The organism is Eisenbergiella massiliensis (genome assembly GCF_003435485.1).
This window is the reverse complement of sequence record NZ_QVLV01000033.1, coordinates 1-11649: the sequence shown is the minus strand read 5'-3', so window position 1 is coordinate 11649 and position 11649 is coordinate 1. Positions and strand designations below refer to the sequence as shown.

Below are 11649 nucleotides of genomic sequence, written 5' to 3'. Positions count from 1 at the left end.
AGAAAGGATATCTGCGGTGCGCCGTATTTTTTATGAATTTTTTTCCCGGTATTCAAGGGGGGACATGCCGGTTTCCCTGCGGAAAAGGTTATAGAAATGGGAGGTGCCGGTGAAGCCCAGCTCCTCAACAATTGCGGTGACGCTTTTGTCCGTCTTCGTAAGAAGCTGCCTGGCATGATCCAGGCGGTACTGTCCGGCCAGCTTCAGCAGGCTGGCGCCTGTGCGCCGTTTTACAATCTGGTTCAGGTATTCCGCATTATAATGCAGCGCCCGGGAAAGCTCCGGGCGGGAGATATTGCCGTGGCTTTCCTCCAGGCAGTTGGAAATGCGGGCGAACAGAAAATCCTCATTGCTGGAATCCAGGCGCATGAAATTGCAGTGGAAGCTGGTCTTGTCCTCCAGGGTGTAAAACAGGCGCAGCAGCAGGCCGCGCAGCAGGTAAGAATAGCCGGGCCGGGCACTCACCATTTCCTGCTGCAGCTGGTCAATGATCGTTTCCGCAGGGCCTACGGACGGAGCGGCAAGGGAATGCAGGGTGGAGGAAAATTCCAGATAATTTCTGGCAAAACGTTCCTCTCCCTGAAGGTTGGAGCGCAGGAAATCATGGATAGCCCCGCCCGGCGGTGTGATTTGGGGGCTTAATTCAAAAAGCACATCCTTTTCCATAAGCTCCAGGATATACTGCGCATGGAAGTTGATAAAAACTACGCTGCAGCGCTGGCCCGGGATGTCCGTATGCCGGGTGTTGCGGTTCAGAAGGCAGGCGTCCCCTTTTTTATAGGTATAGGAAATCCGTTCGATTTTATTTGTCAGCTCACCGTCAAGCACATACATCAGCTCAAAATGGTCGTGCTGGTGCAGGGCGGCGTTGTTGGGCTGGTAATCGCAGCTCATGGCGCCGGGATAGACTGCGGCGTGCAGGAGCTTCCCTGTTTTTTCATCCCTGATTTTATAGAACAGGGTCAGCGGCGTTATAATTGTCAGATGATCCGAAGAGGCGGTCCAGTTATTATGGACCAGCATATCCACGGCCTGCTCGGAGGTAACGGAAGCTTTTTTCTGTTTTTTCATCGGTTCTCCTGTGAAATGTGTGTAAGGAAGCAACTGGGTTTTGGGCGTAGTATGGGAGCCGGAAACGGGAATCGGACGTTTAGAAGCTCCCATGGCTTATTATATAATAGCTGTAAATAAAAGTACAATCGGTTGTGCTTTGGAAAAGAAAACGCTGCATTGCGGAAAGAAAACGCTGGCTGCAAAGCGGCCGCGCAGCTATGAAAGGGGAAAATATGGCGAATTGGATATGGTATCCCGGAGATTTTGAGATTTATCACGGCATGTGCCAGAATTTTGACAGGGAGGAGCGGGGCTTTTTCTGGCCGGCCTACTGGCATATAGCGGACTGCCGCCATCATGTGGTTTTCCATGCGTCCTGCCGGCTGGAAAAGGAGACGGCATTTCGGGTGACAGCAAAGGGAATCGGCCACGTGCTGGTAAAATGGGAGGAGAAGGCGCCGTCCTGGTTCCCGGAAGGACAGCCCTTTTATCTGGAAAAAAAGTATACGATCGGGGAATGGATTTCCTGTCCTGCAAAAGAAATAGGGATTGATGTGGTAATAGGAAACCGTACCGGGCTTCCCTGCATCTATGTGGAGGGAGAGGTAATCCGTTCTGGAAAAAACTGGACTGTAACGGATTTTGCGGCGCCCGAAGTGCCGGTGGGATGGAATGACATGTATGTAAGGGCACAACAGGATCCCCAGATATTCGAATATACGCAGGAATTATGCCGGCCTGTCTCCACAGAACGGGTGAACGGGGGAGTGCTGTATGATTTCGGCAGGGAGCTGACGGCGGATACGCTGATAAAAATAAACGGGGAGGAGAGGCCGGATCAGGTGACGTTGTGCTACGGGGAATCCCGGACGGAGGCGCTGGATACGCAGCTGTGTTATCTGAAGCAGGTACTGGAAATCCCGGGGAAAAAGGACAGCGTACCGGCGGGCTGTGCCAGCGGGCCTGAAAGAGAGGCGGACTGTGGGGCTTCCCCGTTCGGGCGCTGGGAGTCCGGGCAGCGCTATCATACCAAGCTCAGGGCATTCCGTTATATTTTCGTACCGGAGGGGGAAAACGCTTCGCTGGTTACGGTGGAAGCGTTGTATAAATATGTGGATTTCCCGAAAAGAAGCAGCTTTTCCTGCAGTGACGGGCTGATAAACAGGATTTGGGAGGTGGCGGATACCACATTCCGGCTGGCCAGCGGCATTTTTTTTCTGGACGGGGTGAAAAGGGATCGCTGGATCTGGTCGGGAGATGCGTATCAGAGCTATTTTATTAACCAGTACCTGTTTTTTGACAAGGATATCTGCAAACGGACGATTCTGGCGCTGCGGGGAAATGATCCGGTGACGGAGCATATCAATACAATTGTGGATTATTCCATGTACTGGATTATCAGCCTGGAAAATTACTATAACATGTCGGGGGATCTGGATTTTATCCGCATGGTATATCCCAGGATGGAATCCCTTCTGCGTTACTGTATGGAGCAGACGGACGGGCAGGGCTTTATATACGGGAGGGAAGGCGACTGGATCTATATTGACTGGGCGGAGCTGGACAAGGAAGGGATACTGTGCGCGGAGCAGCAGCTGCTGGCCAGAAGTTACGAGGCTGTGGCTTCCGTGCGCAGGCTGCTGGGGCTGGATGCGGAGGAATTTGATGTCCGGAAGGAGGCACTTCTTAAAAATATCAGACAGTTTTTCTGGGATGAGGAAAAGGGCGCTTTTATTGACAGCTATCAGTCAGGGCGCAGGAATGTAACGCGTCATGCCAATATTTTTGCCGTGCTGTTCGGTTATGCGGATGAGGCGGAAACGGAAAGCATCCTTCACAAGGTTCTTCTGAATGAGGAGGTTGCCGCGATCACTACGCCGTATTTCAAGTTCTACGAGCTGGAAGCGCTGGCAAAGCTGGGACGCTTTGAAGTGGTGATGGATACGTTAAAAAGCTATTGGGGAGGGATGCTGGAGCGGGGAGCGGATACCTTCTGGGAGGAATACAAGCCGGAACAGCCGGAGGAAGAGCAGTACGGCATGTACGGGGATAAATACGGCAAGAGCCTGTGCCATGCCTGGGGGGCGAGCCCCATCTATCTGCTGGGCAGGTACTGCATGGGCGTCAGGCCCACAGGGACGGCCTATGAAACCTTTGCGGTGGAGCCGCAGCTGGAGCTTTTTGACAGTTTTTCCTGCAGCTTCCCTGTGAATGAAGGGACGGTGTGGATGGACTGGAAGGACGGCGTGCTGGATGTGTATACGGATAAGGACGGCGGCGTGCTGAAGGCGGCCGGAAAGGAGTATACGCTGGAACGGGGAAAGCATATTGTGGTGAAAGGGCGGTAGGGGATGCTTTATCATAGACTAAGCATTCTTACCTGTTTTATCATAATTTTGTAATAGTTAATAAAAATGTGGTATACTGAAGGCAGCAAGATAGTAAGTAAGTTAAACCCGGAGGAAAGTATTTTGGAATATTATCGACCGTTTTTTAATATCACAACTTAAGCCAAGAAGCCGGAACCAGCGATATATACGCAGATAGTTCTTTCAGAAAAACATAACAAAAAGGGGCCGCATGCGGCCCCTTTTCACTGGTGTTGCTTATCTTCCGGCACAAAAGCTTTTTACTTCTTTCAATTCCGCAGAAAGCTTTTGTTCTTCCAGCAGCTGTATCAGGTAATTCAGCCATTCAGCGCTGGTATAGTGGATACTGTATTTATCATCATATTCCCGGAAGGTACGAATGTCCTCCGCTTTGCACCTCTCCACATATCTGGAAAAGGCCTTGAGCAGATAATAAGTCCGGCGTTTGATTTTTTGTTCCTGTGTTTCGCGCATGGTAATAAATTCGGCCCGGTGCTTCAGGGCGAGATAGACCAGCTTATCCGTTTCTATCGCTTCCCGGTCATAGAAATCACTCAGGTAGATATGGCCCTCAATCCGGCAGCCGGGATCTTCAGGATAACTTTCCAGCCATTTTTTCCTGTCCGCTGCCATTGTAAGCTCTTCCTTTTTATCGGCAGCTTTGTTCATACAACATTTTTTGTATTTTTTCCCGCTTCCGTAGGGGCAGGGATCGTTTGGATATATTTTTTCTGTTTTTACCGGCTGCTGCGCGGAAGCAATCATTTTATGCAGTATTTTTTCAAAATCTTTTTTTGTGGCGTCTTTTTTGGACTTAGAATCAGTGGGCTGGTCAAACATAGCCCAGTTCCTCAACATGTCTGCGGCACTGTTAATTTTATTAAGGCCCCTTTCACGGTAGGGGCCGTAATTAAATATGGAATCCACACAATCTGCATAATCTCCATAATAAGATTCATCCACCCGATCATAATCATACATATATTTAACGTCAGGAAGCATGGAGAACAGGCGGCAGTCGCAGACTGCAGCGGAAACCATGGTGTCAAAGGTGTCGTCCTCAACCACCGGCGCATAAATCAGCTTTTTGAATAAATCCATCAGCCTTTGCTGCTGTATTTCCCCATCATTGTATAGCTGAATATAGACTCTGAGCGCAGCATTTTTTGCATAGCTGTTGGACTGTGTTTCTATAATGTAGGATTCCAGCAAATCAATATCGCCGTTATACAGACTGTAAAGGCAATCATCCAGTCCTTCCGTAATTGCACCGCCAAGTAAAGTATCTAAGGTATTGGCTGGTATGGAGATCAGTTCCATAACTGTTGGGAAGGCTTCCTGATAACCAAACTCCGCCAGCAGAAAAAGCGCGTAAAAATGTAGCTGATAATTTACATCCAGCCGATCCTGTTCCGTTAATGCTTTCTTTATGCCTTCCATTAAGTAAGGGATGGCTTCCTGCGGGTTTTCTGACAGTATGCGGAACGGCTCTTCAGGAAAATCATTGGTAACATAAGTGATTTTTTCTATCGCTGTCTGTACGGACATCTTGTTTTTCATGTGGTAGCTCCTTGCACTTTTGCTGATTGTTCGGACAGAGCCGCTTTCTGCGTAACCGGCGTTGGGGACGCAGCTTCAGCTTACGGCTAACGTTGTCCCGGCGCTGTGAAGGCCTGCGGGGTTTCCCGCTGTATCAGGAGGGAACCGCCGCCAGCATAAACTGAAGGATGCCGTCCTCCACCTCATCCTTGATATCACTGTAATTATGTATCTCATGCCGGTAGCCGGAATAGACCCTGGTGGTAACCTCATGCCCGGTTTCGCACAGCCAGTTTGAAACCTCATAAATGCCCTTGCCGTACTCGCCCACAGGATCCTGGTCGCCGCCGATATTGTAGAAGGCAAGCGACGTGGGCACCTTTTCTGCCCACTGTGTGCCTTCGATGGACAGCATCATCTGGGTAAAATCATACATGGACCGGTTGCTGGTGGGCCTGGTAAAGGCGTCGAAGGGATCCTCCGCATGGTCGCGCTGGACATAAGGATCAGAACAGATCCATTCGTTGCCGATGGTAACGTCGTCACAGCGTTCACACATCCAACCCATGAGGGCGCCGGTAAATTCCGGATTGGAATCGGTCCCCAGGCCGTCGTCCATGGCTTTTTTGAGAAGCAGTGCGGTTTCCGCCGCGCCGCGGAAGCTGCCCGTGGTGCCGCAGATGGTGACGCCTGCCAGCTCATCGCCGTATTTTGCCGCGTAATCCCTGGCGATAAAGGAGCCCATGCTGTGCCCGAAAAGGAAATAGGGAAGGTTCGGGTATTTCTCACAGACCAGTTCCTTCAGCGTGTGTTCGTCTTCCATCATGGTGTGGAACCCTGCATCGCCCCAGTCGCCCCAGACGCCGCTTACCATTGCCGTTTTCCCGTGCCCCACATGGTCGTCGGCAGCTACGATGAAGCCTGCATCCATAAATTTGGAAATCATGTGCAGATATCTTCTGGAATGCTCGCCGAATCCGTGGATAATCTGCACAATCCCTTTCGGCCTGGCAGCAGGGACATAAATCCATCCCTGTACCTCGTCACGTTTGTTGTAAGACGGAAAGCTTACCTCATGCAACATAAATAACACCTCCTGCTTCTTATTTTTTGTCTCAGCACACTACTGTCCGGTGCTTTCACCGTTTATGCGGTTACCTCTGTTTTCATTGTAAGTTACGAAAATGCATGTGTCAATTATTATATTTTTGTAATCATCGGTCCCCGGCTGCTGCCTGTATCCGCCGGGACGCCTGCTGTTGCAGCCCGGGTTTTTAGCATGTCCGGTATCGGTGATTTCCGGTGGGAATAAGCCGCACATTTTTAGACATCTCCGGAATGCCCGTAAATTGGGTGTTTTCGGACATTTTGCATAAAAATGTCTGGCTAAAATAAAAATCGTGCGTAGTAATTGCTTATAGATACATTTAAAATAAATTATAGTTCTGAAAGATGCACAAACTCAAGGGACTAAACAGCGATAATGGAGCTGATTTACAGAAAGGAGAGGGAGATTAATGAGAAAGCTGAAAAAAGCAACAGCGCTTCTGCTTTGCCTGCTCATGACGTTCAGTCTGGCAGCCTGCGGCGGGGGCACCACAAAGGAAACAGGAGGTACCGGGGAGAAAGCGGAGAATGGTGAAGCACAGGCCGATTCAGGCTCCACAGGCATTCTTACGGAGACGGGCACCTATCCCATTGTAAAGGAACCTATAGAACTGACATTGTTCTGCGTATCCATGCCTAACGTGGAGGATTTCGCAACCAATGATTTTACTAAATTTATGGAAGAAAAGACCGGCATCAAGATCAACTTTGAGACTGGCAGCAGAGACGACTGGGAAACCAAGCTGAACCTGGCCTTCAGTACGGGCGATTACCCGGACATGATCATGTTTGCAAGCCCCAGCCAGGCAAAATACGGCGTGAAGGAAGGCATCCTTCTGCAGCTGGACGATTTAATTGAGGCAAATATGCCCAACTATATGGCGAATATGGGAGAATATATAGATGCTACCAGGCAGACGGACGGCCATATTTACGCTATCTGCGGGCTTAACGAATGCTACCATTGTATGTACGCCAAGAAAATGTGGGTGAACACCTACTGGCTGGACAAGATGGGGATCGATGTCCCCACCACCACGGATGAATTTTATGACGCATGTAAGAAATTCCTGGAAATCAACCCTACAGGCATAGCGGTAGGCGGGGCGAAGGACGGCTGGCATGCCAGATTTGAGGAATGGATGACCAACGCCTTCATACTTTCCCCTTCCAAATCCCAGGATTACCGCGTGGAGGTAGGCCTGGCACCGGAAGGCAAGATAAGGACGATTGCCAATACCGATGAGTATAAGGAAGCATTAAAATATATGAACAGCCTGTATAAACTGGGCGCTATTTATGACGGCGACTTCACACAGACAGAGGAGCAGCTGCGCGCCCTGGCCAATCAGGAAGGCGAACCGGTTCTGTTCCTGCCCTGCGGGACCATTTCCAACCATTTTGATGCGGACAACAATAATGAAACCTACAGACATTATCAGGTAATGGCTCCCATCGCCGGCCCGGACGGAACCAGACGGGCTACCTACATGAAATATGCAGGCCTGGGTGAAGGCGATTTCTTCGTTACCGATAAATGTAAATATCCCGAAGCTGCGCTTCGCTGGATCGATTACTTTTTTACCACAGAGGGCGCTCTTTCTTCTCAGTACGGCGCTGAAGAAGGCACCGACTGGGTTCTGAACCCGGAAGGAAAGAAGGGTCTGAACGGCGAACCGGCCATGTATGAGGTGCTCAATCCTTACTCAGGCGAGGCACAGAACCATGACTGGCAGGACGTGCAGGTGAAGTATTTCCCCGCAGAGTTCCGTCTTGGTGAAAGCACGGATCAGAATGTGGATGTGGGAACCTCGCTGGGGCTGGAAAAACTGCTGTATGACGCCACCAAGGAAAAAATGGAGCCTTACGCACAGAAGGAAGGCGACTGGGATGTGCTGCCTTACCTGAAGCTGACGGATGAGGAAGCTACCAAAATCCAGACCATTGGCGTGGAAGTGGAAAACTACATTGAAGAAAATAAGGTTGCGTTCATCACCGGCAGAAAAGACTTTGATAAGGACTGGGATTCTTATGTAAAAGGCTTTGACAACGTAGGCCTGCCTACGCTGCTGGAGGTTTATCAGACCGCATATGACAGGCAAAGCTCAAAGTAAAATGGTATTTGACCCTCGCGGCAGCCGCCAGGCGGACGCATACGTGCATCAGTCCGGCCTGCGGCCGCGGGAATAAATGGCATTTGCCGTAAGGCGCTGCCGGTGTCAGGAGCGAAGGCGCCTCCGGAAAAGGGGGCGCCTTTTTCTACAGAAGAAGGCCAGGACGGGCAGCAAAGGATTTTGATCTTAAGGCAGAGGAGGAGGGAATGCTTTGAAAACAGGTGCGATGAAAGTAAAAGCAAAAAATAAGAACAGGGTAAAGAATTCCAACTGGCAGTTCTGGGCGATTATAGCGGTGCCGCTCATTTATGCCATTGTATTTGCCTATATTCCCATGGGCGGGGTGATTCTGGCCTTTAAGGACTACAGCATCAGAAAGGGGATCTGGGGCAGCGACTGGGTGGGGCTGAGATATTTTAAACAGTTCCTGCTGTCCCCTTCCAGCTCCAAGGTTATTATCAATACGCTGGTGCTGGGCTTTTACAGCCTCCTTGCAAGCTTTCCCATCCCGATTCTGCTGGCGGTGGGGCTGAATGAGGTGAAGGCGGTAAAATTCAAGAAAACCGTACAGATGATAACCTATGCCCCCTATTTTATTTCCACGGTGGTTATGGTCGGCATGCTCATGCAGATGACGGATCTGCGTATCGGCATCATCAACAAGCTGCTGGGGCTGTTCGGCGTGGGGCCGGTGAATTTCTTCGGGGATGTGGATATTTTCAGAAGCCTGTATGTATGGAGCGGCGTGTGGCAGACGGCGGGCTATTCGGCCATTATTTACATAGCGGCGCTGGCCGGCGTCAGCCCGGAGCTGAAGGAAGCGGCCATTGTGGACGGCGCCAGCCGCCTGCAGAGAATCTGGCATGTGGATCTGCCGGCTATCCGGCCCACTGTGGTGACAATGCTGATTTTCGCCTGCGGCAATATGATCAATATCGGTTTTGACAAGGTATTCCTGATGCAGAACAGCATGAACCTGGCAAAATCCGAAGTTATCGCCACCTTCGTATATAAGGTCGGCCTGGTGAACGCAGACTACGGCTTCTCCACGGCGGCGGGCCTGTTCCAGTCGCTGGTGAGCTTCATCATGCTGGTGACGGTGAACCAGATTTCCAAAAAAATTACGGAAACCAGTCTGTGGTAAGGGGGAGCGTTATGGGAAATCAATTGAAAAAGTTCGGAAAGGCTCCTTTGGGAGATAAAATATTTATCATTTTGATCTATATCCTGCTGGCGGCCATTATGCTGGTGGTATTTCTGCCGCTGGTCTATATTGTGAGCGCTTCGTTTTCCGACCCGCAGGCGGTAATCAGCAATGAAGTGTGGTTCCTGCCGGTGCGTCCCACGCTGCGGGGCTATCAGGCGGTTTTTAAGAACAGGAATATTCTCACCGGCTTTGCCAATTCCTTTTACTATATGATAGTGGGGACATTAGTCAATATCGTCATGACCGTAATGTGCGCCTATCCGTTGTCCAGAAAGGAATTTACGGCCAGGAACAAGGTGGCGATGATCTTTGTGTTTACCATGTATTTCAGCGGCGGGCTGATTCCCACATATATGCTGGTAAATTCCCTGGGACTGGTAAATACAAGGTGGTCAATGATCATCCCTTCCGCCATGTCCACTTACAATATGATCATCTGCCGGACTTATTTTGTGAATTCCATTCCGGATGAACTGTATGAAGCGGGGCAGCTGGACGGCTGTACGCCCTTCAAATATCTGCTTCGGGTAGTGGTGCCGCTGTCAAAGCCGATTCTGGCCGTGCTTGTGCTGTATTACGGGGTGACAAAATGGAATTCCTACTTTGACGCCATGATTTATCTGAAAAGCCAGACAATGGTGCCGCTGCAGATTGTACTGCGGGATATCCTGATTCTGAATCAGGTGGATTACACGATGATAAGCGATGCTTCGGCCATTGCGGCGCAGAGAGGCCTGACGGACCTGCTGAAATATTCCACCATCGTTGTGGCTTCCCTGCCGGTTCTGTGTATTTATCCTTTTGTGCAGAAATATTTTGTAAAAGGTGTTATGATTGGGGCAGTGAAAGGGTGAGGAAAGGATATGTATCAATTTAACAGAGAAGAATATGAGAAGAGGATGGAATGGTACCGGGATGCAAGGTTCGGTATGTTCATCCACTGGGGGCTGTATTCCATTCCTGCAAGGGGTGAGTGGATCCGCAGCACCGAGGAAATGACAATTGAAGAGTATCAGAAGTATTTTGAGGAATTTGACGCCAGGGATTTTAAGCCCAGGGAATGGGCGAGGATGGCAAAGCAGGCTGGCATGAAATATATGGTGCTCACGGCCAAGCATCACGATGGCTTCTGCCTGTTTGACAGCAAGTATACGGAATACAAGGCGACAAATACAAAGGCCGGGCGGGATCTGGTGAAGGAATATGTGGAGGCGGTCCGGGCGGAGGGGCTGAAGGTGGGGCTTTATTTCACCCTGCTGGACTGGTATCATGACGATTATCCCCATTACCAGGATCGCAACCATCCCATGCGAAACCATCCGGAATGCGGAAATGAAAACCGGGATTTTGGCAGGTACATCGAGTACATGCACCGGCAGGTGGAGGAAATCTGTACCAATTACGGACAGCTGGATCTGCTCTGGTTTGATTTCTCCTACGATGACATGCGCGGGGAGAAATGGGGCGCCACCCGGCTGATCAATATGGTGCGTTCCCTGCAGCCGCAGGTGATCATCGATAACAGGCTGGAGGTGAGCGGGGAAGGAATGGGTTCCCTGGCGGAATGCAGCCCCACGCCTTATCATGGGGACTTTGTAAGCCCGGAACAGATAATTCCTCCCAACGGACTTTTGGATAAGGAAGGCAGGCCGCTTGCCTGGGAGGCCTGTGTGACCATGAACAATCACTGGGGCTACTGCGGGACGGACCATTTTTACAAGCCGGCCCCGATGCTTATCAAGAAGCTGGTGGAATGCGTATCCAAGGGCGGAAACATGCTTCTGAATGTGGGGCCTGACGCCTACGGCAATTTCCCGCCCCGCTCGGTGGAGATCCTGGAGGAAATCGGCCGCTGGATGAAGAAAAACGGGGACAGCATTTACGGCTGCGGGCCGGCCGGCGTTCCAAAGCCGGATTATGGACGGGTTACCAGCAAGGGAAACACCTATTATTTCCATATGTTTGAAAATACTATTGGCCCGGTGCCCCTTCTCGGTCTGGATAAATCCAGGGTGAAGAAAATACGGGCGCTGGCGGACGGCTATGAAATCCCGGTGTCCGATAGCTGGGTGCACAGCGATTATCCTGATATTGTGTTCGCCTCCCTCGGCCCCGATCCCGTGCTGCCGGATCCCACAGATTATGTGCTGGCAGTGGAAATGAATGAATAATAGCGGTGTCCTCCGGCAGATTGAAAATATGCCGGAGTCTCCCGTTCCCGCCTCACAGGGGCTCTCGCCGCCGCGGTCCTGCCGCCCTG

At 50.8% G+C, this 11649-nt stretch carries 9 protein-coding genes; 6 read left to right on the top strand and 3 right to left on the bottom strand.

The window, feature by feature from the left end; all coding sequences use genetic code 11:
* Positions 1–30 precede the first annotated feature (30 nt).
* The gene (locus tag DXC51_RS26745) at positions 31–1071 is read right to left on the bottom strand and encodes an AraC family transcriptional regulator (RefSeq protein WP_181970212.1); all 1041 of its coding nucleotides are present in this window, start codon (positions 1069–1071) and stop codon (positions 31–33) included.
* A 40-nt stretch (positions 1072–1111) separates the two neighbouring features.
* Between DXC51_RS26745 and DXC51_RS29745 the strand changes: the two genes are divergently transcribed.
* Together DXC51_RS29745 and DXC51_RS26740 are read left to right on the top strand one after the other, a co-directional pair.
* On the top strand, positions 1112–1321 hold the full coding sequence (locus DXC51_RS29745; RefSeq protein ID WP_025488637.1) for a hypothetical protein: 210 nt from the start codon (positions 1112–1114) through the stop codon (positions 1319–1321).
* Positions 1287–3401, top strand: a complete 2115-nt coding sequence (locus DXC51_RS26740) for an alpha-L-rhamnosidase-related protein (RefSeq protein WP_117545765.1) — start codon at positions 1287–1289, stop codon at positions 3399–3401. Before DXC51_RS29745 ends, DXC51_RS26740 begins: the two co-directional genes overlap by 35 nt.
* Before the next feature lie 258 nt (positions 3402–3659).
* On the opposite strand, the gene DXC51_RS30335 is transcribed toward DXC51_RS26740, so the two are convergent.
* Positions 3660–4982 (bottom strand): DUF1186 domain-containing protein, encoded by a 1323-nt coding sequence (locus DXC51_RS30335; RefSeq protein ID WP_117545764.1) that lies wholly within the window; start codon positions 4980–4982, stop codon positions 3660–3662.
* A 133-nt stretch (positions 4983–5115) separates the two neighbouring features.
* A complete protein-coding gene (locus tag DXC51_RS26730; protein WP_025488639.1) occupies positions 5116–6045 on the bottom strand; it encodes an alpha/beta fold hydrolase in 930 nt (309 codons plus the stop codon).
* Between the two features lie 433 nt (positions 6046–6478).
* On the opposite strand from DXC51_RS26730, the gene DXC51_RS26720 reads away from it, so the two are divergent.
* The 4 genes from DXC51_RS26720 to DXC51_RS26705 all read left to right on the top strand — a co-directional run bounded on the left by DXC51_RS26720 (position 6479) and on the right by DXC51_RS26705 (position 11560).
* Positions 6479–8182 carry an ABC transporter substrate-binding protein gene (locus DXC51_RS26720; protein ID WP_021637414.1) on the top strand — a complete coding sequence of 568 codons (1704 nt, stop codon included), beginning with the start codon at positions 6479–6481 and terminating at the stop codon, positions 8180–8182.
* A gap of 226 nt (positions 8183–8408) precedes the next feature.
* Positions 8409–9326, top strand: coding sequence for an ABC transporter permease (locus DXC51_RS26715; protein ID WP_021637416.1), 918 nt, complete (start codon positions 8409–8411; stop codon positions 9324–9326).
* 11 nt (positions 9327–9337) lie between these two features.
* Positions 9338–10243 carry a carbohydrate ABC transporter permease gene (locus tag DXC51_RS26710; protein ID WP_021637417.1) on the top strand — a complete coding sequence of 302 codons (906 nt, stop codon included), beginning with the start codon at positions 9338–9340 and terminating at the stop codon, positions 10241–10243.
* 9 nt (positions 10244–10252) lie between these two features.
* Complete coding sequence (locus tag DXC51_RS26705; RefSeq protein ID WP_117545763.1) at positions 10253–11560, top strand: alpha-L-fucosidase; 1308 nt, start codon at positions 10253–10255, stop codon at positions 11558–11560.
* The last annotated feature ends 89 nt before the right edge of the window (positions 11561–11649 follow it).